The sequence below is a fragment of the Sorangium sp. So ce836 genome (assembly GCF_028553905.1).
GTDB classification, from domain to species: Bacteria; Myxococcota_A; Polyangia; order Polyangiales; family Polyangiaceae; genus Sorangium; species Sorangium cellulosum_D.
Genome location: NZ_CP102233.1, coordinates 10890357 through 10915218 on the forward strand (window position 1 = coordinate 10890357; position 24862 = coordinate 10915218).

The window sequence follows — 24862 nt, forward strand, 5'->3', positions numbered from 1 at the left end:
GCCGGCGATCGAAGGCCGGCGAAAACGGACGGACGTGGCCTGCAGCCAGCCGCAGCCGTCGCCAGCGCACGGGCGGGCGCGCGCGCTGGGGCGGGCCGGCGCGCGCGCGCCCGCGAGCTCACGCCGAGCTCGGCGCGATCCCCATCGGGGGGCTGCGATCCATCTTCCGCAGCGGCTCGCGCATGGTCACGAACTCCTCGGCCGCGGTCGGGTGGATGCCGACCGTCGCGTCGAACTGCGCCTTCGTCGCGCCGCACTTCAGCGCGACCGCGAACCCCTGGATGATCTCGCCGGCGTCGGGCCCGACCATGTGGACGCCGAGCACCCGGTCGGTCGCGCGGTCGACGACCAGCTTCATCATCGTCTTCTCCTCGCGCCCGGAGAGGGTGTGCTTGAGCGCGCGGAAGGTCGAGAGGTACACGGCGACGTCGTGGTGCTCGCGCGCCTGCGACTCCGACAGGCCGACGGTGCCGACGTTCGGCTGGCTGAACACGGCGGTCGGGATGCCGGCGTAGTCCACGCGCGCGTCCTCGCCGCGGAACAGCCGCTTCGCCAGCGCCATCGCCTCGGTGATCGCGACCGGCGTGAGCTGCACGCGCGCGATCACGTCGCCGATCGCGTAGATGGACGGGACCGACGACTGGAACGCGTCGTCCACCACGACCGCGCCGTCCTCGTCGAGCGCCACCCCGACCTCCTCGAGGCCGAGCCCCTTGGTCTTCGGCAGGCGCCCGGTCGCGTACAGCACGCAGTCGGCCGCGAGCTCGGTGCCGTCGGCGAGCGCCGCGCACAGCCCGTCGCCGCGCCGCTCGATGTTCTCGACGCTCGCGCCGAGGCGGAGATCCAGGCCCTTCTTCTGGATCTCGGCGGCGAGGAACGCCCGGATGTCGTCGTCGAAGCCGCGCAGGAGGTGCATGCCGCGGTGGATCAGCGACACCTTCGCCCCGAGCCCGTGGAAGATCCCGGCGAGCTCGACCGCGATGTAGCCGCCGCCGACGATGACCGCCCGGCGCGGCAGGCCCTTGAAGTGGAACGCGTCGTCCGAGGTGACCGCGAGCTCGCGCCCGGGCAGGTCCGGAACCCACGGGTAGCTGCCGGTCGCGACGAGGATCCGCTCGGCGGTGATCCTGGCGCCGTCGATCTCGACGGCGTGCGGGTCCACGACCTTGGCCTGGCCCCAGCGGATGTCGGCGCCCGAGTTCTTCAGCAGCCGCTCGTAGACGCCGTTCAGGCGCTCGATCTCCTTGTCCTTGTTCCGGAGGAACGTCGCCCAGTCGAACGACGGGCCGGCCTGCCCGTCTCCGCCGTGGCCGGGCACCGACCAGCCGTAGCCGGCGGCGTCCTCGAAGTCCTCGGCGTAGTGCGAGGCGTAGACGAGGAGCTTCTTCGGGATGCATCCCAGGTTGACGCACGTTCCGCCGAGGTGGCGCGACTCGGCGATGGCGACCCTGGCGCCGTAGGAAGCGGACATGCGGGCGGCGCGCACGCCGCCGGAGCCGGCGCCGATGACGAACAGATCGTAATCGTACTTGGACATGGTGGACGACTATGCCCCATGCGGGGCGCGGTCGCCGCGCAGCGTGCGCCCTCCGGAGGCGGGGGCGGCGCGCGCCCGCCGAGGCCGGGGGACGACGCGGTCCCGGGCGCCGCTCCTCTCGGCCCCGCGGCGGGGATTCTGCTAGGGTCCCGCCGTTGCGCTCCTCGACCCACACCGGAACCTTCGCCGACGCCGCGCCGCCGCCCGAGCGGCGCGCCCCGCGCCGCTGGGATCGCGCGCGCCGCGCCCTGCCCTTCGCGCTCGCGATCGCGCTCGTCGCGTTCGTCCTCGGCCGCCTCGACCTCGACGCCTTCCGCGCCGCCCTCGCGCGCGTCGACGCCCCGCTCTTCGGCGGGTTCGCCGCCCTCTTCATCCTCGCGCTCCTCGGCGCCGACACGTTCGCGACCGTCCTCGTCTACCGCCGGCTGATCGCCCCCGTCGCCTTCCGCGACTTCTTCGTGCTCCGCGGCGCCTCCTATCTTCCCTCGCTGCTCAACCACCACGTGGGGCAGGCGTTCATCACGGTCTTCCTCGCGCGCGCGCACGGCGTGCCGCTCGCGCGCGTCGCCGGCGCGACGCTCGTGGTCTACGCGTCGTGGCTCGGCTGCCTGCTCCTCCTCGGCGCGGTCGCCGTGCCCGCGAACGGCGGGCCGCTCGCCGGGTCCGCCCTGCTCCTCGCCGCGGGCGTGCTCTACCTCGCCGTCCTCGCGCTGCGCCCCGCCCGGCTCGCCCGCACAAAGCTCCTCGCCCCGCTCTTCGAGGCCGGCGTGCGCGGCCACCTCGTCGCCCTCGCCGCGCGCGTGCCGCACCTCCTCATCCTGTTCGCCGGCACCTGGCTCCCCTTCTGGTTCTTCGGTGTGCGCATCCCCCTCGGGGCCGCCTTGACGTACATCCCCATCCTGATGGTGGCGGTGACGCTCCCCCTCACCCCGCAGGGCTTCGGCACGCGCGACGTGCTCGCCGCCGCGCTCCTCGAGGGCTTCGCGGCCGGCGTCACGCGCGAGGAGCGCCTCGCCGCCATCGCCGCCACCACGACCACATGGGCGGTGGCGCTCACCCTCGTCGAAGCCGCGCTCGGCCTGGCCCTGCTCCGGGGCGTTTTGCCCCGTATGGAGGCGAAGGACCCCACCGCCGCCGCGCCCGCGGGCGCCGCCCCCACGGGCGCACAACGAGAGCCCGCCTGAAGCGGCGCGGCGCGGGCCCGCGTCGCGGTGTTGTCACGGTATTTGCTTGTGCCCGCGGGTGATGCGCTGCCTGTAATTGGTTTGTAATAGGGTGCGGAACAGCGCCGGGACCGCGCCATAGAGCGGCTAGAGAACGATCGACGCGGTAGGCTCCGAGGTATAGTCTCGAGCTCGCTGACGTTCCTTCCGTCCTTCTTGCCGGGCGCCCGCTGAACATCGCTGCTCCGGCCAGGCTGCGCAGAGCGACCCTCCATGAAGAACCTGGTTCGTTTCCTCGCCACCTCCGATCACAGCGTCGCCCGCGCCGTGCGCCACGCGCGCCGGGAGGTCCGTAGCTTCACGCTGCCCGCGCCGCGGCCGCTCGTGGTCCCGATGCGGTTGGCGTTCGAGGCAGCGCGCGAGATGTACTGGTTCGGTGCTCGCGTGCTCGTCTGCGAGCCGCACCTCAAGTCGCACTGCGCCCAGTACGGCAAGGGCGTCCGGACCGGGAACTTCATTCACTACATCCAGGGCCGGGGCGACATGATCCTCGGCGACAATGTGGTGCTCGACGGCAAGGTCAACATCGTCTTCGCCGCCCGGTTCACCGACCGCCCGACCTTGCGGATCGGCGATAACACCGGGATCGGGCACGACTGCCGGATCATCGTCGGCAAGTCGGTCACCATCGGCAAGCATTGCCGGATCGCGGGGAGCGTCTACATCCTCGACTCGAGCGGCCACCCGAGCGATCCGGAGGACCGCAAGCGCGGCCTGCCCCCCGCGGACAGCGAGGTGCGGCCCGTGGTCATCGAGGACAACGTCTGGCTCGGCGCCCGGTCGATGGTCTTCCCGGGGGTCACGGTCGGCGAGGGCAGCGTCGTGGCGGCGGGCTCCATCGTGATGGCCGATGTCCCGCCGTACACGGTCGTCGCTGGCAATCCGGCGAGGCGGGTGGCATCACTCCGGACCGAGCCGCCGCCGGCCGCCGAGGCGGACCGCGCCGGCGCGAGGAGCAACGGCGCGGACGACGCGGGGAGGCGCTCGCTCGAAAGCAGCGCATCGTAACCCTGGAGCTTGCTCATGGCGATTGAGGTCGAGAAGGTGATCGAGGTCATCGTCACGGTCGGCAGCCTGCCGGCCGCGATAAATCCCGATGACGACATCTACGATGCGGGGTTCTCCTCGATTCGCGCGCTCCAGCTGCTCACCGAGCTGGAGGACAAGTTCAACGTGACGCTCCCCGACGACAGGTTCAGCCTCGCGCGCACGCCGCGCGCGCTGAGCGCCCTCATCGAGGAGCGCGCCTCGTGAGGAAGACCGTCACCGTCGAGCTCGCGACGCCCGCGACCGAGATGGCGCAGGAGGAGATCCCGAAGCAGATCGCCTTCCTCTCGAAGGAGATCTCGGACATCCGCTTCGTCCGCGAGGGCGCAGCGCTGGCGTTCGAGGCCCCCGAGGAGCGCGCGGCCGATCTCGCGCGCGCGGCCGAGGGGCTCGCGCGCACCATGCAGCGCAGCCTGCGCTCGCTCGCGCGGAAGCTCGTGTACCGCAGCCCGGCGTGCGACCGGGTCGAGTTCCGCGGCGGCGCGCTCCCCGCCGGGATCACGCAGATGGGCCAGGGCCAGGTCGCCCTGGAGGGCATCCCGCTGCGGCTCTACCGCTACTTCGATCGCTCGCTGGAGGCGCTCGGCGCGCCGTTCTCGCCGAGCCCGATCCTGGTACCGACGTTGATCCCGGCCGCGACGCTGTCGAAGTGCGATTATTTCCGCTCGTTTCCCCACATCGTCACGTTCGCGTGCCACCTGCCGGAGGACATGCCGCGCATCGAGGATTTCCGGGCGCGGCACCAGGACCTGGAGACGCTCGACGACCGGGCGCTCGGCGACATGGCGCCCCCGGAGGTCTGCCTCTCGCCGGCGGTCTGTTACCACGTGTACGCGGCGAACCGGGACCGCGTGCTGCCGGCGGGCGGCGCGCGTTACGCCCTCGCGGGCCGCTGCTTCCGCTACGAGTCGAGCAAGATGGTCGACCTCCGCCGGCTCTGGGAGTTCACGATGCGGGAGATCGTCTTCCTCGGGACGCGGGAGCACGTCCTCGGGCTGCGGGAGCAGGGGAACGAGCTCGTGGCGCGCTACCTCGACGAGCACCGGCTCGCGGGCGAGATCCGGACGGCGAGCGATCCGTTCTTCATCGCGCCGGACGCGGCGGCCAAGACGTACTTCCAGATCAGCAGCGAGACGAAGTACGAGATCTCGTTGATGCTCCCGGAGGGCGAGCGGGTGGCGGCCGGGTCGCTGAACTACCATACCGACTTCTTCGGCCGCGCGTTCAGCTGCAATGTCGAGGGCGCGGGGCCGATGCACAGCGTGTGCATCGCGTTCGGCCTCGAGCGGTGGGTTTACGCCTTCCTCGCCCAGCACGGCAACGACCCTTCGGGCTGGCCCGAGGTCGTGCGCCGCTCCCCCGAAATGGCGGGTATCTAACTCCGCCCACCGGGAATCCGGTCAGGGATCCGGAGAGAGACTTCAACGCAAAGGCACAAAAGAACACAAGGGGAGAGACCGCAAGGGCGCAAGAGGCGCAACGGGACAGAGATGAAATTGTATTCTTCTCTTCCCCTTGCGTCCCTTGCGCCCCTTGCGGTCATCTTCCCATGAATCGATTTTCGCCGAATTCCAACGTGATCGGCGTTCTCGCGCGGCGCTCGGCTCCGATTGTTCCGTTTCCCGGACGATTCTGCGAGGCTCGCGGCCATGCAACTCGAACACGTCGACCCGATCGCCGCAGCGGAGGAGGCCAGCCTGGTCCTGCGCGAGGCGTGGACGCCGCCGGCACTCCACTACACGGCCGACTACCTGCGGTGGCAGCTCGGCTTCCCCGGCCCGGCGCCGCGCGCCGTGCTCGCGCGCGAGGGCGGCGAGCCGGCCGGCTTCATCGGCGTCGCGCCGCGCCGCTTCCGCTTCCGCGGCGCCGCGTCCGCGGGGTACATCCTCTCGTTCGTGAGCGTGCGCCCCAAGTTCCAGGGGCGGGGGCTCGCGAGCCGGCTGTACGGCGAGCTCCTGGCCGGCCTCCGCGCGTCCGGCCTGCCGATCGTGGTGTTCGTGGAGGCGCGCTCCGCGCCCGCGCAGCGCGTGCTCCTCAGGGCCGTCGAAGCGGCCGGCCTCAGGCGCAAACAGCTGGCCACGTGCCGGAACCACGGCTTCGTCCCCCGGGCGAGCGCCGCGCCGACGCAGGCCGTCGCCAGGCCGACCGAGGCCGCGGCCGACGTGCTCGCGGCCATCGCGGCGTGCGGCGACGATCGCGTGCTGTGGTCGGCGCCCGACGCGGCGCAGCTCGAGCACAGCCTGCGCGATCCGCGGCCGCGCCGGCTGCTGCTCGTCGAGGAGGCGGGCCGGCCCGTCGGCGCCGCCGCCGTGTTCCTGTCCGAGATCGCGACCGCCCGGGGGATCGACCGCGTGGCGACGGTCGACGCGCTCTTCCTGCCCGAGCCGACCGCCGACCGGCTCGCGGCCGTCCTGCGCGCCGCCTCCGAGGCCTTCGCCGGGCAGGCCACCGCGCCGGTGGTGAGCGCGCCCAACCTGGCGCTCGTCCCCCAGGACCAGCTCAGGCCGGCCGGCGCGCGCCCGACCGACGCGGCCTTCGACGCCTTCGTGCTCCTCCCGGGCGACGGGCCGTGGCTCGACGCCGAGGCGACAAACCTCGAGGTCGTCTGATGAAGCGCCCCGTGGGGGGGGCGGGATCCATCTACGATCCAGATGGAAACCATGAGGTGAATGCCGATTCACAAGATGGATCGGCCGACGCATCATAAAGTGCATGGCAAACACCACTTCTTCGATGCAGCTCCGCCGCTCCGGCGAGCGCGGCTATGCCGACCACGGATGGCTGAAGTCGTTCCACACGTTCTCGTTCGCCGACTACCAGGACCCGGCGCACATGGGCTTCCGGACGCTCCGCGTGATCAACGACGATCGCGTCGCGCCGGCGCGGGGGTTCGGGACGCATCCGCACCAGAACATGGAGATCATCACCTATGTCCTCGAGGGGGAGGTCGCGCACCGGGACAGCATGGGGAACGGCTCGATCATCCGCCCCGGCGAGGTCCAGCGCATGTCGGCGGGCACGGGCGTGTTCCACAGCGAGATGAACCCCTCGAAGACGGGCGAGACCCACCTGCTGCAGATCTGGATCCTGCCGGATCGACGCGGGTATCCGCCGAGCTACGAGCAGAAGGCGTTCTCGAAGGAGGAGCGCCAGGGCAAGCTGCGGCTGGTCGCCTCGCAGGACGGGCGCGACGGCTCGGTGACGGTCCACCAGGACGTGAGCCTGTTCGCGGGCCTGTTCGGGCCGGGGGAGGAGGCGCGACACGAGCTCGCGGCCGGGCGGAGCGCCTGGGTCCACGTGGCGCGCGGGAGCGTCGAGCTGAACGGGACGCGGCTCGAGGCCGGCGACGCGGCGGCGATCGGCGCGGGAGGCGCGCTCCACCTGGTCGGGAAGGACGCGGGCGAGGTGCTGTTGTTCGATCTCGCGTGAAGGGGAGATCGGCAATTTGCATCAGGAGCTCCCTGGCTCAGACACCCACGTTGCCGAGGGCGGCCCGGCCCGCGCCTCGGCTCATCGGGGAGTCCATGCGGCGACCTTACGCCCGCTCCGCCGCGCGCGGCGCCGGGACGAGCGCCGCCCGGCTTGCTCGCGGAGCGGCACCGCTACATAGAGTCTCCATGGATGCCATCGATCTCCTCGAGCGCCATCACCGCGAGCTCGAGCAGCAGTTCTCCGGCCTGAAAGAGGCCTCTTCCGTCGCCCCTGAGCAGTTTTTCACGGCCGCCGACCTCCTCGCCACGCACATCACGATCGAGGAGCAGGACTTCTACCCCGCCGTTCGGGCCCGCCGCACCGAGGATATCCTCCTCGAGTCGCTGGAGGAGCACCTGTCGCTCAAGCGCGTGCTGGCCGATCTCCTGGCGCTCGACACCAAGGACGAGACGTTCGGCCCCAAGCTGCACGTGCTCGCCGAGCAGCTCGAGCACCACCACAAGGAAGAAGAAGAGCACCTGTTTCCCAAGGTGAAGAAGCTCCTCGACGACGGCGCGCGCGAGGAGCTCGGGCAAGCGATGCAAGCGAGGATGACCGAGCTCCGGCGGGGTGAACCCCGCAAGCTCGTCCTCGCCCAGACCGACGCCGCCGCGCCCCTCCCCTGACCCGCGCGCTGCCCCGCCGCGCGCTCGCGCCGCGACGCTCGATGGGCGCCGCTGCGCGAGCGCGCGGCGGGGCAGCGCGCTCGTGTGAGCCCCCCCGCCTCGCGGCGATTGTTCGACGCGATACCCTCGCGCAACGCACGCGTGCCAACGACCGCGTTAAAAAACATGAGCCGCAGCGCGCGCAAGGGCCCACCAACAGCATACGTGAGCGAGAAAATTCATCGGAACGATCACGATTTTTCTAGAAGGAATTCCCCTACGGTTGATATTGTACACTGTCGCGACTTTTGTGGCAGGGTTCGAAATGCCAGCGGATACGATGGATGCTGCGAAGAAGCCGGTGGAGCGGGCTTGATGCCCGGCGCCAGCCGGCCGGCGCAGCGGGCGCGAGCGGCGGCGCTCGCCATCGCCGGTGCGGGTGAGCGCTGGGCGGCGCGCACGGGGAATCTTCGACGGAGGTAGGATGACGGCTCGACCTGTACTCTCGATTGACACATCCCTCGACCCGGATAGCGCCTGGTTCGCGACGGGACGCACGCAGCTCTATGGGCGTATGGGAGAGCAGTTCTCCGTCGTACCGTTCGGGCGCGCCAGCGTGGAGCGGCGGAGGATCATCCGCCAGATCGCGCGGGCCGAGAGCGGGGGCAACCCGTTCCGCGGGATCGTGGTGTCGTCCCACGGCAGGACGAGCTGCGTTGTGGACGACGAGTCGCCGGACGGCATCCTGCTGTCGCACGAGAGCCCCGCGCAGGAGATCGAGCTCTGGGCGCGCGGCCGCGTGCTGTATTTCTGCTGCGGCGAGACGGCGAGCGGCCCGCTGTTCGACAAGCTCCTCGAGGCGGGCGCGCGGACGGTGGTCGGCTTCACCGGTCGGCTCTACGTCGCGACCGTCGACGGCAAGTTCTTCTGGCGGCAGCTCGATCAGGAGCTGGTGACGTGCGCGCTGCACGACCAGCTGGCGCCGGGCTTCGAGCGGGCGAGGCAGCAGTTCCTGGAGCGCGTCGCGACGCGGCTCGCGACGCTCCCCGACGGGGCGGCGCGGGAGGACCTGTCGAGGCTGATGGACCTGCTCACGTCGATGGTGATCCGAGGCGGAGAGAAGGGATAGCTCCGGGCCGCGCGACGAGCGCCGGCGCCGCGGGCCCCCTCAGGGGAAGCTCAGGATCTCGACCCAGAGGGGATTCTGGCCCACCGGGTACGGCGTCGAGGCGGTGAGCCGACCGCTCGCGCGGTCGATGGCGTGCACGCGCACGGCGTGCGAGAGTTGCCCGGCGGCGACGAGCCAGCGGCCGCTGGGATCGATCTGGAAGGCGCGCGGCTGCTGCTCCGTGGGCGAGCGCGAGACAAAGGTCAGGCGGCCGGTCTGCGCATCGACGCTGAAGCCGGCGAGCGTGCTCGACGTGCGCTCCGAGGTGTAGAGAAAGCGGCCGTCGGGCGTGAGGTGCAGGTCGGCCGCCCAGGGCTTGCCCGAGAAGCCCTCGGGCAGCGTGGAGAGGCGCTGAACCGCCGACAGCGTGCCGCGCTCGGCGTCGAAGGCCAGGAGCTCGACGGTCGCGTCCAGCTCGTTGAGCAGGTAGACGAAGCGCCCGTCGGGAGAGAACACCAGGTGGCGCGGGCCGGCCAGGGGATGCACCGGCAGCGCCGCCGGATCGTTCGGCGTGAGCTGGCCGGTGGCCGCGTCGAAGCGCCACTGCAGCACCGCATCCGAGCCGAGGGCGCTGACGAAGACATAGCGGTTCGACGGATCCACCAGCGTGGCATGCGGGTGGCGGCCGGCGGGCAGCACCGCAGCAGGCGCGCGCACCGCGCCGTCGCTGTCGAGCGGGCTGATGGTGATCTTGTGGCCGTGGTAGGAGGCGCCGAAGAGGGTTCGCCCGCTGCGATCGGTGACGATGTGCGCCATGCTGTCCGGCAGCGGCGCCGCCGACACCGGCTTCAGATGCCCGCTCGCCGCGTCGAGCGCGAAGCTCTGCACGGCATAGGGCTCCGAGCGCAACGCGACGTAGAGGAAGCGCCGGTCCGGCGAGATCGCCAGCGGCCCGGCCTGGCCGTCGACGCCGACGGTCTGCACGGGCGAGAGCGACCCGTCGGCGGTGCCGAGGCGCAGCACCGAGATCGCGCGGCTCTCGGCGTTGGAGACGTAGACGTAGGTGGCGGCCTGGGTCATCGCGGTGAAGGGGCTTTCGGCCAGCGTCAGCAGGCAGGGTGGAGAGGAACGCCTTCTATCCGATCCGAGGCCCCCTGCAAAGGCGACGCCAGCGACGCGTCGCCTCGCCCCGAGCGGCCTCAGGAGGAAGCCCGGCAGCGGTCCGCAGCTCGGCTCGATGCCGATGCCGGTCGCGGCGTAGCCGAGCGCGTTCATCACCGACGTGAGCAGCCCGTTCGAGCTCTGCGCGGATATCTACGCCGATCGATCCTCTCGCGGCTCTCCTCGAGCACGATGGATGATGAGGCCAGACGGCCCGCGCGACAGCCCGCACGAGCATCGCAAATCTGCTGCTCGGGCATATCAGGACTCCGTCGGTCTGAATCGTTGCGGAGCGCTCGCCGGAAACAACTCTCCTCCTGGCGCTCTCGGCGCCTCGGCGGCCTCTCTCCTCCTCTCGCTCCGCCGAGCACCGGCTCGCCGTCTGGTTCTTTCTCGTCCGAGCGCCGCTCCAGGGCGGCCCTGGTGGGAGGCCGCGCGGTCCGGTAGATCCAGGAGGGCGATGAGACGCAAGCCCTCGATCCTGCTTTCCTCGGCGGCGCTCCTCCTGGCCGCCGGAGCCGGCGACGCCCTCGCCAGCGGCCCGCGCCCGGCCGCGAGCGCGCCGTCGTTCCTGGACGGCGGGCGCCGCGTCGCCGTCGAGCGGCTCGGGCCGGCCGCGCTGGCCGCTTCGCGCGGCGCGCTCTCGCCGCTGCGGCTCCGCTACCCCGACGGCCGGACGATCCACGCGAGCGTGGGCGCGACCGCGATCGTGAAGGTCGAGCCGGGCGCCGAGGGCGAGCTCGCCGGCGCGGGCCTCGAGGTGGTGAGGCCGCTCATGCCCTCGATCGGGCTATGGCTCGTCAGGGACTCCGGCGGCGGCGACGGCCTCGACGTCGCCGAGCGGCTGCAGGGCGCGGCGCGGCCGGCCTTCCTGCGCGAGGCGATCCCGGACCTCCACGTGCGCCTCAAGGCGCGCGGCGCGCCGTTCACGCCGGACGACCCGCGCCTGCCCGGGCAGTGGTACTTCGACGACCTCAGGATGGAAGAGGCCTGGGGGCGCACGCGAGGCGACGCGGCCACCTCCATCGTCGTCATCGACACCGGCTGCGACCTCGATCACCCCGACCTCGCCGCGAAGATGGATCCGGGCCTGGACGTCATCGACGGCGACGACGACCCCACCTACCGGTCAGGCGCAGAGGGCGTGAACCACGGGACCGCCTGCGCGGGCCTCATCGCCGCCGACACCGACAACGGCGTGGGCATCGCGGGCGGCTGCCCCGAGTGCAGGCTGCGGTGCGTGCGGCTGCTCGACGAGGAGCCGCAGCCGATCTCCGCCTCGGTCGACGCCTTCGAGTTCGCCCTGGAGGTGAACGCCGCCGTCGTGTCCAACAGCTGGGGATACGCCGAGCCGATGCCGGTCCCCAGGGTGGTCGAGGACGCGATCGGCCGCCTGTTCGACGCCGGGCGCGACGGGAAGGGGGCGCTCGTCCTCTTCGCCGCCGGCAACGACGACCGGGAGATCGACGACGACGAGATCCAGGCCGCGCGCGGCGTCCTCAACGTGGGCGCGGTCAACCACCTGGAAGAGGAGACGCCGTTCACGAACCGCGGGAGCTCCCTCGATCTCGTCGCGCCGACGGGGACGCTGAGCACCGATATCGCCGGACGCGAGGGCGACAGCCCGGACGACTACACGTCGCTGTTCGGCGGGACCTCCTCGGCGTGCCCGGTCGCCGCCGGCGTCGCCGCGCTGCTCGTGAGCGCCGCGCCCGAGCGGACCGCGGGCGAGCTCTACGACGTCCTGATCCGCACCGCGCGGCCGGCGCCGTTCGCCCTCCCCGACGAGCGCGGGCACGACCCCATCTTCGGGTACGGGATCATCGACCCGGTCGCGGCGCTCAGGGAGGTGCTCGGGGACGAGCCGCCGCCGCCGCCCCCGCAAGAAGGGGGCGAGGACGAGCAGGCAGGCTGCGCGTGCGCGGCGGCCGGCGCTCCCTCGGGCGAGCGGCGCGGCCTCGCGGTCGCGGCGCTCCTCGGCCTGGCCGCGGCGGCGCGCCGGCGGTGGGCGGCCGGCGCGCGCCGCGGCGCGTGACGTCACGCGCCCGGCCGCCTCGCGCGGCGCGCGTCCCGCTGCGCGAGGAGCCACGCGCGCGCCTCGGCCTCGGTCTCGAAGAACTGCACCGGATACGACTGCTGCGTGAGGATCTGCACGCTCTTCGCCGCGAGCGTGGAGACGACGCGCACGGCGAAGCTCGCGCCGAAGAGCGCGATGGCGTCGAAGCGCACGGCGCGCATCTCGCTCGCCATCACCTTGCGCGCCGACGGCGAGATGGTGCCGATGCGACGCGTATCGGAGAGCACGAGGACCTCGCGGCCGCTGTCCGACAAGCTCTTGCAGGCGGCGGCGATCTCGCGCGCCATGTCGTCCGACAGGTCGCCCTCGACGACGGTGCACAGCAAGCCGTCCGGATCCTCGCGAAGGGTGAGGCGCGCGGCCTCGGGACCGGGGTCGCTCATGCAGAGCATCGTAGCGTCTCGCGTCGAGCGCGGGAGCGCATTCCGGCGCAGCGGGCGCGGCGCTCACGCGGCGGCAGCCTCGGCGGTGACGGGCGGCGCGGCGCGGCCGCGCGCCGCCGCGCGATCGCGCCGCGCCGCAGCGGGTGCGCGATCGTCCGAGATCAGCGGTGGATGCGCGTGGACCTGCGCCGGCGCAAGGCGAGCGCGAGCAGCGACGCGCCGAGCGCGCAGCTCCCGGCTGCGGCGGAGCTCGCGGCCGCGGCGGGCGCCACGACGCGGCAGCCGCACCCGCTGTCGTCGCCGCCTCCCTCGCCCTCCGGCGGCGCCTCTCCTCCGGCGTCGCCCGCGCCGCCGCCGCCGCCGCCCGCGCCGCTGCCGCCCGCGCCGCCGCCCTCCGCGGCGGCCCGGCACGCCGCGACCTCGTCCGCCGTGCCGATGCACAGCGTCGGCTTGCGCGAGTCGCCGTCCTGGAGGCCGTTGACCACGATCACGGCGAGGCCGTCGGCGCCGGCCGTGTCGACGAGCGCCGCGCCGGAGGCGACGTCGTCGGCGCGCGCGATCTCGCCGTACGCGCGGCCGCGCCGCGCCGCGAGCAGCAGGGCGAGGCCGTCCCGCTGCGCGGGGTCGCCCGCGAGCGCGGCGGTCATGGCCGCGCGCCCGTCGGGCGGGACGCTGAAGTACTGCGCCGACGCGTGGAAGACGCGGAGCCGGCCGGCGTGCGGCGCCGCGACGGATTCCGGGACGAGGCCGCGGTAGCCGGCCCCGGCGGCGTAGGAGCGCTCGGGATCGGCGTGGAGGCCGGTGAGCAGGTTCCAGGAGGCGAACTCCACGAACGCGTCGGCGAACGTCGCCTGCGCCCGCGACGCGAGCAAGGGGTCGAGCTGCTCGAACCACACGGGATCGGCCTCGTCGAACGCGCCGTCCTCGACGCGCTCCCAGAGCTCGCGGACCGTGCCGTCGCCGTAGCGCTCCTCGAGGAACTGGAAGAAGAGCGCGCTCCCGTAGCTGAAGGGGTCGACCGGGCCGATCATGGGCACGTCGAGCGATCGATCCGAGTTCGAGAGGTAGCCGCCGACGAAGCCCTCGAAGTCCTGGAGCGAGGGGTCGAACGACTCGGTCGCCCAGACCGCGCTGCCCTCGAGCATCGGCGTGTCCTGGCCGTGATCGTAGGCCGCCTGCACGGCGTGGAAGAGCTCGTGGCTCGCGAGGATCCGGTTCGCGATCCGCGTCGACGGATAGTCGTAGCCGCTGTAGTCGTTCTCCTGGGTCATGAAGCCGGCGCAGCGGCCCTCGTCGTCCGGCGCGCAGGCGTCGACGCGGAACACGCCGTCGCCGACGCCGGCGAAGTCGACGAGGTAGACGTCGAAGCGGCCGTCGCCGCCGTTGTCGGGGAGGTCCTCGTCGCTCCTCGGCGGCCGGAAGCCGAGGACGTCGCGGTAGTGGACGATCACCTCGTCGTAGATGGCGGCGACCTCCTCGACGAAGTCGGGGACGCCCGTCGCGTCGGCGTCCTCGGCGGGCACCGCGCTGCGCCCCTCGCGCGCGAAGTGGACCAGGAAGCTGCCCGAGGCCGACGCGAAGGTCTCGACCGCGTCGTCCGGATCGAACCGGAACTGGAGATCGGTGCCGCGCGTGTCCGGCCGATCGAGCGGCGCCGCGGCGGGCCCGTCGAGCGGGCCTGGGGGCGCGTCGCCGGCGCTGCAGGCCGCGAGCGCCGGGGCGAGCGAGGCGGCGAGCGCCGGGGCGAGCGAGGTTGCGGCGCAGGCGGCGCGGCGGCGCCACGAGGCCGCGGCGCATGCGGCGCGGCGGCGCCGCGCGGGGGCGGGGCGCCCGGCGCCGGAGGGCCGGCTCACGGGAGGAAGGCCCACCGGATCTGGAGGTTGGCCGCGCCGGTGTCACCCATCGGGACCTCGCCGGTCTCCTGGCACTTCGCCTGGTTCTCCTCGTCGTAGAAGTGCGTGACGGTCAGCTTGAGCCTCCGGCCGTCCGCGAGCTGGAGGACGTAGACGGCGCCGCTCATCTGCACGCAGCCGGGGTACTTCCAGTAGCCGGAGAGCGCGGTCGCCGGCGACTCCAGCCCGGAGCCGTCGGGGATGAGGTCGCAGGTGTCGCTCATGTCGCTCATGTCGCTCATGTCGCTCGTGAAGTACTCGTCGCTGCGGAGCCTCAGCTCGCCGGGGGCCTCGGCGAGCGCGTCGTAGTCGGGCGTCCCCGGCAGCCGCGCCGCCGTCACGCAGGACGGCCCGGAGTGGCCGCTGTTGATGCGCACGACGTAGCGCCGGAAGGCGATGTCCCAGTCCATCGATCCGAGCGACGCCTCGTCGGAGATCTCGACCTTCTCGAGGCCGCCGTCGGTGAACCGGGCATAGACGTAGGCGTGGGGCTCGGAGGCGAAGGCGCCGCCCGCGGTGGCGTCGATGAGGGAGCGGAACCCGCCGCCGTCCTGCTCGTTGCTGAGCTCCCCGGGCGCCACGTCGGACTGGAGGTTCATCTGCTGGAAGACCTCGTCCTCGCAGGGCACCGGGGTCGGCTCGCTGCACACGGGCCCCGCGGTGGAGCCGCCGCCCCCGTCGCCCGCGCCGCCGCCGGCGCCGCCCGCGCCAGGATTGGCCGGCTCGTCGGAACCGCAGGCGCAGAGGGCGAGCAGGGCGAAGCCCGCGAGGAGGGCGGAAGCCGCGGAGGAGCGCATGGGCGGCATGGTAACAGAGAAGCCCAGGCCGGAGCGTTACGGCGCGCCGGCGCGCCGGTAGAGCCACCAGTCGCCGACGTGATCGACGGGGACGATGCTCGGGTCCTTGGCGAAGAGGTGAGCGGCGCCCGCCCGCCGGCGGACGAGGAACCAGTCGAAGAAGGCGCCGTGGCGGCGCACGTCGAATTTCTCCGGCGTCCACTCCCACCGGAGCGGCGTCTCCGGCGGGACGACGGCGCCCGGCTCGTCGCGAGGCCGGTAGGCGATCGGCGAGGCGTCCCAGACGGCGAAATGGAAGCTGAGCCAGCCGCCCCGCGTGGCCTGGACCCAGGCGGGGAGATGGATGAACGGGGTCGTCGCCCGGGTCGAGCCGCCGTGATCGAAGACGAGGTAGAGCAGCCTGGGCGCGCGCGGGATGCGAGCGATGATGGCGTCGAAGTCGCGCGTGCTGTGGTCGAAGCGGCGGTAGTTGTCGCGCGCCACGTCGCCGAGGGAGATCGCCGCGGCCGCGATCGCGAGCACGGCCGGCGCCTTGAGCCAGGGCGATCGAGGCAGGTCCGGGAAGGCGCCGAGGGCGAGGAACAGGGCCGCGACGATCTCGCGCGGGTAGACGTACCACCAGAGGCCGATCTGGAGCGGCAGGCTCAGGAACAGGCCCAGGAACACGGCCGCGCAGGCGATCGGGACGAGGGCCGCGAGGCGCGCGAACGACCGCTGCCGCGCGTCCGTGGCGGGCGGGGGCGCCGCGTCGGGGGCGGCGAGAGGGGGCGCCGGCGCGGACGTGGAGGCGGCGGGCGCCGCGTCGGGGGTGGCGGGCGCGGGCGCCGGCGCGGACGTGGAGGCGGCGAGCTGCACGGCCGCGCCTCCGACGCACACGAGCAGCGCGGCGAGCACGAGGCGCGCCGCCCGGCGGGCCGCCGCCGCCTCGGCGGGATCGGTGAAGCTCGTGAACAGGAGCGACGGGATCTCGCCGAGCCGCTCCCCGTGGAGCGCGGGGGCGAAGGGCGCGGCGTGGAGGGTGTCGGTCCGGACCGCGAGCCACGCCGCGAAGAGGACCAGCGAGGGCGCGAGCGGCAGGGCGATGGGGCGGAGCCGCCGCGTCGCCGGGAACACGACGATCGCCGCGCCGACCACGGCGGCGATCGCGAACGGGAAGCGGAAGACGTGGGTGAAGAACAGCGCGACGAGCGCGAGCGCGAGCGCGATCTGGCGCCCGCGCGAGGGGCGATCGACGAGCATGAGCGTCAAGCCGACGACCATCGCGAAGAGGCCGAGCGCGCCCATGTGGTTGAGGAAGCCCCAGTGCGTGAGGTTGCACCAGACGAGGACGAGGCCGAGGACGCCGAGCAGGGGGCTCCGCTTCAGGCCGTGGAAGAGGACGGCGAGGCCCGCGGGCAGGAGCGCGAGCATCACCGCCGCCGCGACCTTCACCGCGGCCACGGGCGGGAGGACGAGCATGAGCAGGGCGCCGAGCGCGTACATGGACATGTACGGGACCGCGAGCGGCTGGAGCGTGAACTGCTCGCGGAAGTGCCACGCCGGGTCGAGGTAGTGCCGGAGCGCCGCGGTCTGGGCCGCGTGGAACGGGAGATCGGTCATCGGCGGATAGCGGACGACCGCGAGCGGGAGGGCGATCACGTAGACGGACGCGGCGACGACGACGAGCGCGAGCGCCGCGTCGAGGGGCGCGCGGCGCGCGGCGCCCGCGGCGCGGCGGAGCGGGCCGGACAGCGCGCGGCGCGCGGCGCCCGCGGCGCGGCGGAGCGGGCCGGACAGCGCGCGGCGCGCGGCGCCCGCGGCGCGGCGGAGCGGGCCGGACGGCGCGCGGACCGCCGGGGCGGGGGCCGCCGGAGGCTCCGCCGGGGGGGACGGGGTACCCAAAGTGGCGGGAAGCTACCATCTCGGAACCGACCGGAGGGCCTCGGAGGCCCGCGCGCGAGGTCGCGATGTGCCGGCGACCCCTGGCGAGGGGCGCTCGGTCGATCCGGAACCGACCGGGGGGCCTCGGAGGCCCGCACGGGGAGGTCGCGACGTGCCGGCGACCCCTCCGAGGGGGCGTGGAGTCGATCCGGAACCGACCCGAGGGCCTCGAAAGCCCGCACGGGGAGGTCGCGACGTGCCGGCGACCCCTCCGAGGGGGGGTGGGGTCGATCCAGAACCGACCCGAGGGCCTCGAAAGCCCGCACGGGGAGGTCGCGACGTGCCGGCGACCCCTCCGAGGGGGGGGTGCGTCGATCTGAAACCGAAGGAGAAGCCCTCGGAGGGCCGGAGGGCTCGATCCAGAACCGGCGCGCGGTCAGGGTCTCCCCGAGATGGGGAGATGCCGCTGCGCGAGCGCAGCGCACGCCGCCCGGCGACGACGGCGGCGGAGGACGCGCGCGGCCCTTGCCGCCGCCCGGCTCCGGGACGCAAGCTGCGCGCATGGCACGCCGCTTCAACACGGCCGGCCCTTGCCGTCCCGACTGGCACTACATGATCCCGGCCGAGCGGCGCCTGCCCGAGGCGCCCGGTCTCGTGGAGCAGCGCGCCTACTTCGTGGTTCACGCGCCGCGACAGACGGGGAAGACCACGGCGCTCCGCGCGCTCGCCGAGCAGCTCACCGCGTCAGGCCGCTGGGCGGCGCTGCACTTCTCCTGCGAAGCGGGCGAGGCGGCAGGCGACGACTACGGCGCCGCCGAGCGCATCCTGCTCAGCTCGATCCGGACGCGCGCCGAGCTCACCCTGCCGCCGGCGCTGCACCCGCCGGATTTCCCCGCCGCCCCGGAGGGCAACCGCGTCGAGATCGCGCTGCGCGCCTGGGCCCGCGCCTGCCCGCGCCCGCTAGCGCTGTTCTTCGACGAGATCGACGCCCTGCGCGGCCAGAGCCTCCTCAGCGTGCTGCGCCAGCTGCGCGCCGGCTTCCCCGATCGCCCCGGCGATTTTCCCGCCGCGGTGACGCTCTGCGGCCTGCGCGACGTGCGCGAGTACAAGGCGGCGAGCGGCGGCGACCCGAGCCGCCTCGGCACGGCCAGCCCGTTCAACGTCAAGCTGAAGTCCCTCAAGCTCGGCGATCTCGACCCCGGCGAGGTGCGCGAGCTCTACGCCCAGCACACGGCCGACACCGGCCAGGTCTTCACCGAGGAGGCGCTCGAGCGGGCCATCGCGCTCACGGCCGGGCAGCCCTGGCTGGTCAACGCGCTCGCCCGCGAGATCGTGGAGGAGCTCGCGGTGCCGGCGAGCGAGCCGATCACCCGAGCGCACGTCGAGGAGGCGAAGGAGCGGCTCATCCTGGCGCGCGCCACCCACCTCGACTCGCTGGTCGCCCGCCTGCACGAGCCGCGCGTCCGGCGCGTGCTCGAGCCGATCCTCTCGGGCACGCTCGCGATCGTCGGCGACGCCTACCAGGACGACCTCCAGTACGTCCGCGATCTCGGGCTCGTCGCGCCGACCAACCCCGCGCGCATCGCGAACCCCATCTACCGCGAGGTCATCGCCCGCGTGCTCGCCGGCGACGTGGAGCCGGTCATCCTGACCGAGCCGAGGAGCTTCGTGCTCCCCGACGGCCGGCTCGACGTCGCGCGCCTGCTCCGGGAGTTCGCCGCCTTCTGGAGGGAGCACGGCGAGGCGCTGGCCGGCAACCTCGGTTACCACGAGGTCGCGCCGCAGCTCGTGCTGATGGCCTTCCTCCAGCGGGTGGTCAACGGCGGGGGGCTGATCGAGCGGGAGTACGGCCTCGGCCGGGGGAGGATCGACCTCCTGGTCCGGTGGCCCTACCGCGGCGAGGACGGGTCGCGCGCCGTGCAGCGCGCGGCCCTGGAGCTCAAGGTCTGGCGCGAGGGAGAGAAGGATCCCACGCCGAAGGGGCTCGAGCAGCTCGACGGCTACCTCGCCCAGCTCGGCCTCGACGAGGGCGTGCTCGTGCTGTTCGACCGCCGCGCCGCGGCCGGCGACGTCGAGGCGCGCACGCGGCTCGACGAGGCCCGGACGCCCTCGGGCCGGCGGGTCGCGCTGCTCCGGGCCTGAACGGCCGCGCGCCGGCGAGGCTCAGGGAACGCCCGGCCCCTCGTCCTTCGCGCCCGCGGCGCTCGCGAGCTGCGCCTCGAGCGCCGCGACCCGCTCCAGCGCCGCCTCCTTCGCGGCTCGCTCCGCTTCCTTCGCGGCCCGCTCCGCCTCCTTCGCGGCCCGCTCCGCCTCCCTCGCGGCCCGCTCCGCCTCCCTCGCGGCCCGCTCCGCCTCCCTCGCGGCCCGCTCCGCCTCCGCGGCGGTCGGGAAGAGCGCTTCGCCCTCGGGCCCCGTGGCCAGCCGGAGGCGCGCCGCGTCGCCCGCGCCGATCACCCGCAGCCAGCAGCCGAGCACGCGCGCGTAGATCCGGTCGACGTTCGTCGTCTCCACCCGGACGAACCCCCGCGTCTTCAGCCGCCGGTAGCGCTGAAAGCGCACCCGATCCCGGCTCCTCTCCCAGTCGGGATCGAAGATCACGAGCTCCCTCACCCCGAGCTCCCGGTAGCGCTCGGGCGCGTCCGCGTAGTCCTTGTACGGCTCGTCGGAGGAGACGACCTCGAGCGCGAAGCTCGGGGCGATCCCGGTCTCCCACACCTTCCAGCTGCGCACGCGCCGGCCCGGCGGCACGCCGGGGAGCACGTACACGTCCGGCGCCACGACCTTGGAAGGATCGAACTGCTGATAATAGATGAACTGGTCCGCCCCCACGAACCGCGGCCGGCCGAGCTCCTGGTACCAGCGCTCGATCAGCGGGCGGAGGAGCTCCACGATCCATGTCTGAAGGGAGTCCTCCCCCATCTTCTTCTCCACGGGATAGAACGTCGGATCGCGCCCCCTGCCGTCGCGGTGCGCCCGCCCGTGAGCCTGCCTCTGCGCCTCGGTCGACATGCCTTACCTTACCCGAGCCGCGCGCGCGCATCGACCCGCGCCGCCGCCGCGGACGGCGGGGGCTTCTCCCCTCTCCGGAAGCGCCCCATCGACGCTAGGCTGCGCGCACGTTGCTCTTCCCGCGCCCCGCCCCCCGCCCGACCGATCTGCGCGGCCTCCCCGCCGCCTCCCGCCTCGAGACCCGCGCGGCGCTCGCCGTCACCGCCGTCGCGACCGCGTGGTTCGCGCTCGTCGCCGCGTGGGAGCTGTTCGGGCCCATCCTCGCGGGCCATTACGCGTCGTCCGCCGGCGTCGGGATCATCGCGGAGAACATGCTCCGCTGGGAGATCCCCGGGCCGGTGTGGGAGTACACCGCGGGCCGGCCGGCGCCGGAGATGTACTACTGCCACCACCCCTGGGGGATCTTCTGGACGACCGCCGCGTTCATGCAGGTCCTCGGGCGGCACGACGTCGTCTGCCGCCTGCCCGCCGTCCTGCTGAGCGCCGTGACGCCGCCCCTGCTCTACGCCATCGGCCGGAGCGTCTACCGCCCCGCCGCAGGGGCGGCCGCGGCGGCGGCGTTCGTCGTCCTGCCGATCACGCTCTCGTTCGCGAACCTCAACGCGCTCGAGGTCCCGGTCATGGCCTGGACGCTGCTCGGGCTCTTCGGGTACGTCCGGCTCACGCAGACGGGCCGGCGCCGCTACCTCGCGGTGAGCGCGCTCGGGCTCACGCTCGGCATGCACGCCGACTGGCCCGCGTTCGTGCTCACGGGCGGGCTGCTCGCGTTCGGCGCGATCCGCGCCTACCTGCTCCCGAAGCGCGTCTTCGGCCCGATCCACGAGCGGCGCTACGCGCAGTGGTGGGTGCTCACCGCCTTCCTCGCGGCGCTGACCGCCGCGCTCTACCTCGCCCTCTTCCACCAGGCCGGCAAGCTCGGCGATCTCCTGGCGAGCTACGGGTTCCGCTCCTCGGGCAACGCCGAGCCGCTCGCCAAGGTGCTCGCGGGCCGGCGGTACTGGATCGAGCTCTCGTTCACGCCGATCGCCATCGCCGCGGGGAAGCTCGCCGCGATCGTCTGCGCCGCGCGGCTCGTCCTGCTCCGGCGCGAGCACGACGCGCTGCCGCTGCTCTACCTCGCGACGGCGACGGTGCAGTACGTCGTCTTCCGCCAGGGCGCCGACATCCACATCTTCTGGCCGCACTACTTCGGGGCCTACTTCGCCCTCGGCGCCGCCGCCCTCGTCGCGACCGGCGCGGCGCTGCTCGAGCGCGCCGCCGCCGCGGCCGCGCAACGCGCGCCCGACGCCGCGCGCGATCCCGCCGGGCCGGCGGCCGCGGGGGCGGCGGCCGCAGGATCGCGCGCGGCGCCGGCGGCCGCCGGGATCGCAGGGCCGGCGCCCGCGTGGCCGGCGCTCGCGGCGCTCGCGCTGTGGCTCGCGCCGCTCGCCGCCGTGCTGCGCGACGGGCTCCCGGCGCTGCGCTACGCGCGCGAGACGGGCGGGCGCTTCAACGAGCGGGGGCACCTCATCGACTCCGACGGGGAGAAGACGGCGTTCCTGCGCTGGCTCGCGCCGAGGCTGCCGCGGACGCCGACCGGCGCGCTCGTCGAGATGCACGAGGGCATGAAGGCCACGTGGGCCCAGGTCTGGGCGCTCGGCGGGCGCGTCGTCAAGCCGACCCGGCCCGCGCCGAGGGAGACGCCGCCCCGCGGCGCCTACCTCGTGGACACGCGGTTCATGCTCGACCGGGACCAGGCGAGCCTCGCGCAGCGCTTCGACATCACCGCGGTGGGCCCGTTCTGGGCGCTCGGCGCGGGCGTCGGGGCGGAGGCGCCGGCGCAGGGGGCGCGCGGCATCGAGGCGTTCTCGTTCCGCGAGCGGGAGCCGGGGCTCCTCGCCTGGTACTTCGTCTCGGGCACCGAGCCCGAGCGCGAGATCGTGCCGGATCCGTTCCTCACGTGGGAGCTCCGCGCGCACTTCGGACAGCCGGCCGAGCCGCCGGCCGGCCCGCCGGAGACGCTGGAGCAGAAGCGGATCGCCCACAACGCCGCGCTGGCCGCGGGCGACACGGCGCGCGCGGCGGCGCTCTTCTCGGAGATCACCGCCGCGCTCGCGCCGCTCGGCGCGCGGTTCGACGACGGCACGGAGCTGCTCGGGACCACGTTCCACGAGGGCGCGCGCTCGCTCCTCACGATCTTCGTGCGCGCGGGCGGGCCCGCGGCGAGCGACGTGACGCTCACGGTGCGGTCGCGGGTGGTCGAGCGCGCCCCGCTGTCCTCGACGATGGCGGACCCGGTCTACCGCGAGGTCGGCCTCCCGACGGCGATCTCGCCGCAGCGCTGGAGGGCGGGCTTCGTCTACGCCGATCCGGTGCCGATCCGGAAGCGGCCGGGGACGGAGGTGTTCTGGGCGTCGTTGAAGGCCCGCGACCGGGGCCGAGCGCCGAAGCTCCTCGGCGGCGACGCGTCCGAGGTCGAGGTGCTGCGGCTGCGCTGAGCGGCGGCGCGCCTCCATCCTCGTGGACACGGCCCCGCATCCGGGTTTTACCTTCGGGCATGAGCTCTCGCCGAACAGGTCTGGTTCTGGTCCTCGCGCTCGCGTCGGCCTGCGCGCCGCCGCCCGCCCAGGCGCCGGCGCAGCCCGCGCCGCCGGAGCCGGCGGGTACGACCTCCACGGCGCCCGCGGACACGACGTCCGCCGGGCCGGCGGGCGCGGCGGGCCCGACGCCGGCGGGCCGGACGCCCGCCGCCGGCGAGGCGCCCCCGGCGACCTCGCAGGTCCCCGGGGCGGCCGCGCCGGTCGAGGCCGCGCCGAAGCCGGCCGCGTCGAGGGGCGACGGCAACGTGAAGCCCGGCGCGGCCGTCGCGACCGGGACGCTCGGGGGCAGCATCTCGGAGGCGCAGGTCCGCGACGTCGTGGAGAAGCACGGAGAGGTCTTCGACGAGTGCTACAAGATCGGCGTCAAGAGCTCGCCGAAGTTCGTCGGGAAGGTGACCGTCAAGGCGACCATCGGCCCGAGCGGCAAGGTCAACAAGGCAGACGTCGTGAGGTCGACGGCGAAGAACCCGCAGGTCGACCGCTGCGTGGCCGATGCGTTCGAGAAGATGCAGTTCCCCGCGCCGCAAGGCGGGGTGACGACCGTCATCACCTTTCCCATCGAGTTCAGCGGCGTCGAGCTGGTGCCCTGAGAGGCCCCTGCCCGGGAGCGCGGCGGGCCCGGCGCGGCCGGCCCCCGCGAACGGCCGATCTGGTAGAGGCGCGCGACCGCGTGGCGATCTGCGACACGTGAGGCGGATCGTCCGCGTGGGCCGCGCCGGGCGCGCGCCCGGGAGACGCGCCCGCCCGGGCTCGGCCGAGCAGGGCGAGAGGGCCGGCGAGGGCACGGAAGCTGCTATGCGCTGAAACGCTCAAGCGCTGAAACGCTGAAGGCGGCTCGAGATCCACTATCGCCGGCGACGGCACGGGTGAGGGAGCATGGAGCGGATGGAAGTGCAGCGGGATGTCCGGAGCGCGATGGCGATAGCGTATGAGCTCTCGCGCCACGAGCACGTGCAGAACCGGGAGCACGTGTCGCAGGCGCTCGGCGAGCTCAAGGACGAGCTCGCGCGCATCGAGGCGAAGCTCGGGGGCGAGCGCATCCACGAGGTCACCGCGGACGGGCTGCCGCCCGTGCTCGAGCAGGTCGAGGGGCTCGTCGAGGACGCGGGGCCGGTCGTCGGCGATCAGATCAAGGCGCTGCTCCAGAGCGTGCAGCGCATCGCCGGAGAGCTCGCCCCGGGCCGCTCGTAGGCGGGTCGTCGCGCTCGCGGCCGCGCGGGCGTGCCCGATGGCCTGCTGCGCCCCCTGGCTCAACCCCTCTCGCCGTCAGGCCGCCGTGGCCGCCGGCCGCCGCGCCGCCAGGGTGAAGCCGAGCGTCTCGGTGGGGTCGGGTAGCGCGCGGTCGAGCGCGCGCGCGCCCGCGGCCACCGCGATCATGGCCGGCGCGACCAGCGGCAGCGTCCACACGCGCGCGCCGCGACCTTCGCGGGCCTCGTGGCCGAGCTTGCCCATCGCCTGCGCGACGCCGCCGATCTGCGCCACCTGGAGCGCCAGGTAGCTGTTCACCTTGTGGCCGAGCAAGCTCCAGAGGCCGCCGTGCGGGCAGATCTCCTCGATGGTCAGGCCGGCGCGGCCGCACAGCGCGCGGAGGCCGTGAGGGGTGAACCGGAAGTAATCGTGCGGCTCCTCGTGCAGGCGGAACGAGAACGGCGCGCTCAGGATGAGCAGGCCGCCCGGGCGGAGGACGCGCGCCATCTCGGCGACGAGCGCCTCCGGGCGGGGGGTGTGCTCGAGGACCTGCACGCTGAGCACGGTGTCGAAGCTCGCGTCCGGGAAGGGCAGCCGCTCGCCGTCATAGAGCACGTCGGCCTTGCCCCGCGCGCGCGCGGCCGTGGCGCCGAAGGTCGCCTCGTGCTCCACGCCGAGGTACTCGCGGACGTGGGGGAGGAAGAGGTGCTCATAGGGCTTGTCGCCGCAGCCCACGTCGAGCAGCCGCCCGCGCGCCCGCGGGGCGAGGCGCGCGAGCGAGGTCACGACGTGGGTGAGCTGGAGATCCACCCAGTCCGACGCGGCCCGCGCCGCGCGCCCGAGCGGCGGGCGCCGGAGCAGGGCGTGCAAGAGCTCGTTCATGGCCGCCTCTTATCACCGCCGCGGCCGCGCGAGCGGGGCAGCC

Annotated in this window: 21 protein-coding genes; 13 read left to right on the forward strand and 8 right to left on the reverse strand. The window is 73.7% G+C overall.

Going from position 1 to position 24862, the window contains the following annotated elements:
* Positions 1 to 118: 118 nt before the first annotated feature.
* Complete coding sequence (gor, locus tag NQZ70_RS39640; protein WP_129578862.1) at positions 119 to 1537, reverse strand: glutathione-disulfide reductase; 1419 nt, start codon at positions 1535 to 1537, stop codon at positions 119 to 121.
* A gap of 155 nt (positions 1538 to 1692) precedes the next feature.
* Here gor and NQZ70_RS39645 point away from each other — a divergent pair, with 155 nt between their 5' ends.
* The 8 genes from NQZ70_RS39645 to NQZ70_RS39680 all read left to right on the forward strand — a co-directional run bounded on the left by NQZ70_RS39645 (position 1693) and on the right by NQZ70_RS39680 (position 9012).
* A complete protein-coding gene (locus NQZ70_RS39645) occupies positions 1693 to 2721 on the forward strand; it encodes a lysylphosphatidylglycerol synthase domain-containing protein (RefSeq protein WP_129578863.1) in 1029 nt (342 codons plus the stop codon).
* A 252-nt stretch (positions 2722 to 2973) separates the two neighbouring features.
* Positions 2974 to 3768 carry an acyltransferase gene (locus NQZ70_RS39650; RefSeq protein WP_129578864.1) on the forward strand — a complete coding sequence of 265 codons (795 nt, stop codon included), beginning with the start codon at positions 2974 to 2976 and terminating at the stop codon, positions 3766 to 3768.
* A gap of 15 nt (positions 3769 to 3783) precedes the next feature.
* Positions 3784 to 4014, forward strand: coding sequence for an acyl carrier protein (locus NQZ70_RS39655; protein WP_129578865.1), 231 nt, complete (start codon positions 3784 to 3786; stop codon positions 4012 to 4014).
* Positions 4011 to 5186: a hypothetical protein gene (locus tag NQZ70_RS39660; protein ID WP_129578866.1), complete on the forward strand. Its 1176-nt coding sequence runs from the start codon at positions 4011 to 4013 to the stop codon at positions 5184 to 5186. The genes NQZ70_RS39655 and NQZ70_RS39660 overlap by 4 nt, the downstream gene beginning before the upstream one ends.
* Before the next feature lie 270 nt (positions 5187 to 5456).
* Complete coding sequence (locus tag NQZ70_RS39665) at positions 5457 to 6416, forward strand: GNAT family N-acetyltransferase (RefSeq protein ID WP_129578867.1); 960 nt, start codon at positions 5457 to 5459, stop codon at positions 6414 to 6416.
* Positions 6417 to 6540: 124 nt separating this feature from the next.
* Positions 6541 to 7236 carry a pirin family protein gene (locus tag NQZ70_RS39670; protein ID WP_129578868.1) on the forward strand — a complete coding sequence of 232 codons (696 nt, stop codon included), beginning with the start codon at positions 6541 to 6543 and terminating at the stop codon, positions 7234 to 7236.
* 188 nt (positions 7237 to 7424) lie between these two features.
* Positions 7425 to 7904, forward strand: coding sequence for a hemerythrin domain-containing protein (locus NQZ70_RS39675; protein WP_129578869.1), 480 nt, complete (start codon positions 7425 to 7427; stop codon positions 7902 to 7904).
* 553 nt (positions 7905 to 8457) lie between these two features.
* Positions 8458 to 9012, forward strand: a complete 555-nt coding sequence (locus NQZ70_RS39680; RefSeq protein ID WP_129578870.1) for a hypothetical protein — start codon at positions 8458 to 8460, stop codon at positions 9010 to 9012.
* A gap of 39 nt (positions 9013 to 9051) precedes the next feature.
* Here NQZ70_RS39680 and NQZ70_RS39685 read toward each other — a convergent pair whose 3' ends face one another.
* Positions 9052 to 10071 carry a beta-propeller fold lactonase family protein gene (locus NQZ70_RS39685; protein WP_129581845.1) on the reverse strand — a complete coding sequence of 340 codons (1020 nt, stop codon included), beginning with the start codon at positions 10069 to 10071 and terminating at the stop codon, positions 9052 to 9054.
* 541 nt (positions 10072 to 10612) lie between these two features.
* On the opposite strand from NQZ70_RS39685, the gene NQZ70_RS39690 reads away from it, so the two are divergent.
* Complete coding sequence (locus tag NQZ70_RS39690) at positions 10613 to 12187, forward strand: S8 family serine peptidase (protein ID WP_129578871.1); 1575 nt, start codon at positions 10613 to 10615, stop codon at positions 12185 to 12187.
* 2 nt (positions 12188 to 12189) lie between these two features.
* Here the strand turns inward: NQZ70_RS39690 and NQZ70_RS39695 are convergent, their stop codons facing one another.
* From NQZ70_RS39695 to NQZ70_RS39710, 4 genes are all read right to left on the reverse strand, one after another.
* Positions 12190 to 12612, reverse strand: coding sequence for an STAS/SEC14 domain-containing protein (locus NQZ70_RS39695; RefSeq protein WP_129578872.1), 423 nt, complete (start codon positions 12610 to 12612; stop codon positions 12190 to 12192).
* 161 nt (positions 12613 to 12773) lie between these two features.
* On the reverse strand, positions 12774 to 14465 hold the full coding sequence (locus tag NQZ70_RS39700) for an MXAN_6640 family putative metalloprotease (RefSeq protein ID WP_237244461.1): 1692 nt from the start codon (positions 14463 to 14465) through the stop codon (positions 12774 to 12776).
* Positions 14462 to 15301, reverse strand: coding sequence for an HmuY family protein (locus tag NQZ70_RS39705; RefSeq protein WP_237244462.1), 840 nt, complete (start codon positions 15299 to 15301; stop codon positions 14462 to 14464). The genes NQZ70_RS39700 and NQZ70_RS39705 overlap by 4 nt, the downstream gene beginning before the upstream one ends.
* 36 nt (positions 15302 to 15337) lie before the next feature.
* On the reverse strand, positions 15338 to 17182 hold the full coding sequence (locus NQZ70_RS39710) for a hypothetical protein (RefSeq protein ID WP_129578874.1): 1845 nt from the start codon (positions 17180 to 17182) through the stop codon (positions 15338 to 15340).
* Positions 17183 to 17722: 540 nt separating this feature from the next.
* Here NQZ70_RS39710 and NQZ70_RS39715 point away from each other — a divergent pair.
* Entirely contained in the window at positions 17723 to 19303 is a 1581-nt protein-coding gene (locus NQZ70_RS39715) for an ATP-binding protein (RefSeq protein ID WP_129578875.1), read from the forward strand.
* A gap of 21 nt (positions 19304 to 19324) precedes the next feature.
* Here the strand turns inward: NQZ70_RS39715 and NQZ70_RS39720 are convergent, their stop codons facing one another.
* The gene (locus tag NQZ70_RS39720; RefSeq protein WP_129578876.1) at positions 19325 to 20170 is read right to left on the reverse strand and encodes a Uma2 family endonuclease; all 846 of its coding nucleotides are present in this window, start codon (positions 20168 to 20170) and stop codon (positions 19325 to 19327) included.
* A 110-nt stretch (positions 20171 to 20280) separates the two neighbouring features.
* Here NQZ70_RS39720 and NQZ70_RS39725 point away from each other — a divergent pair, with 110 nt between their 5' ends.
* The 3 genes from NQZ70_RS39725 to NQZ70_RS39735 all read left to right on the forward strand — a co-directional run bounded on the left by NQZ70_RS39725 (position 20281) and on the right by NQZ70_RS39735 (position 23940).
* Positions 20281 to 22647 carry a glycosyltransferase family 39 protein gene (locus tag NQZ70_RS39725; protein ID WP_129578877.1) on the forward strand — a complete coding sequence of 789 codons (2367 nt, stop codon included), beginning with the start codon at positions 20281 to 20283 and terminating at the stop codon, positions 22645 to 22647.
* A 59-nt stretch (positions 22648 to 22706) separates the two neighbouring features.
* The gene (locus NQZ70_RS39730; protein WP_129578878.1) at positions 22707 to 23339 is read left to right on the forward strand and encodes an AgmX/PglI C-terminal domain-containing protein; all 633 of its coding nucleotides are present in this window, start codon (positions 22707 to 22709) and stop codon (positions 23337 to 23339) included.
* 295 nt (positions 23340 to 23634) lie between these two features.
* A complete protein-coding gene (locus NQZ70_RS39735; protein WP_129578879.1) occupies positions 23635 to 23940 on the forward strand; it encodes a hypothetical protein in 306 nt (101 codons plus the stop codon).
* 75 nt (positions 23941 to 24015) lie between these two features.
* On the opposite strand, the gene NQZ70_RS39740 is transcribed toward NQZ70_RS39735, so the two are convergent.
* Complete coding sequence (locus tag NQZ70_RS39740) at positions 24016 to 24819, reverse strand: class I SAM-dependent methyltransferase (RefSeq protein WP_165374394.1); 804 nt, start codon at positions 24817 to 24819, stop codon at positions 24016 to 24018.
* Positions 24820 to 24862: the final 43 nt, after the last annotated feature.

Bases quoted from the DNA above. Each gene is read 5' to 3' on its own strand.
- NQZ70_RS39735 (WP_129578879.1), top strand. From the start codon at position 23,635: ATGGAAGTGCAGCGGGATGTCCGGAGCGCGATGGCGATAGCGTATGAG.
- NQZ70_RS39720 (WP_129578876.1), bottom strand. From the start codon at position 20,170: ATGTCGACCGAGGCGCAGAGGCAGGCTCACGGGCGGGCGCACCGCGAC.
- NQZ70_RS39730 (WP_129578878.1), top strand. From the start codon at position 22,707: ATGAGCTCTCGCCGAACAGGTCTGGTTCTGGTCCTCGCGCTCGCGTCG.
- NQZ70_RS39650 (WP_129578864.1), top strand. From the start codon at position 2,974: ATGAAGAACCTGGTTCGTTTCCTCGCCACCTCCGATCACAGCGTCGCC.
- gor (WP_129578862.1), bottom strand. From the start codon at position 1,537: ATGTCCAAGTACGATTACGATCTGTTCGTCATCGGCGCCGGCTCCGGC.
- NQZ70_RS39690 (WP_129578871.1), top strand. From the start codon at position 10,613: ATGAGACGCAAGCCCTCGATCCTGCTTTCCTCGGCGGCGCTCCTCCTG.
- NQZ70_RS39715 (WP_129578875.1), top strand. From the start codon at position 17,723: ATGGCACGCCGCTTCAACACGGCCGGCCCTTGCCGTCCCGACTGGCAC.
- NQZ70_RS39670 (WP_129578868.1), top strand. From the start codon at position 6,541: ATGCAGCTCCGCCGCTCCGGCGAGCGCGGCTATGCCGACCACGGATGG.
- NQZ70_RS39675 (WP_129578869.1), top strand. From the start codon at position 7,425: ATGGATGCCATCGATCTCCTCGAGCGCCATCACCGCGAGCTCGAGCAG.
- NQZ70_RS39695 (WP_129578872.1), bottom strand. From the start codon at position 12,612: ATGAGCGACCCCGGTCCCGAGGCCGCGCGCCTCACCCTTCGCGAGGAT.
- NQZ70_RS39655 (WP_129578865.1), top strand. From the start codon at position 3,784: ATGGCGATTGAGGTCGAGAAGGTGATCGAGGTCATCGTCACGGTCGGC.
- NQZ70_RS39665 (WP_129578867.1), top strand. From the start codon at position 5,457: ATGCAACTCGAACACGTCGACCCGATCGCCGCAGCGGAGGAGGCCAGC.
- NQZ70_RS39680 (WP_129578870.1), top strand. From the start codon at position 8,458: ATGGGAGAGCAGTTCTCCGTCGTACCGTTCGGGCGCGCCAGCGTGGAG.
- NQZ70_RS39685 (WP_129581845.1), bottom strand. From the start codon at position 10,071: ATGACCCAGGCCGCCACCTACGTCTACGTCTCCAACGCCGAGAGCCGC.
- NQZ70_RS39740 (WP_165374394.1), bottom strand. From the start codon at position 24,819: ATGAACGAGCTCTTGCACGCCCTGCTCCGGCGCCCGCCGCTCGGGCGC.
- NQZ70_RS39705 (WP_237244462.1), bottom strand. From the start codon at position 15,301: ATGCGCTCCTCCGCGGCTTCCGCCCTCCTCGCGGGCTTCGCCCTGCTC.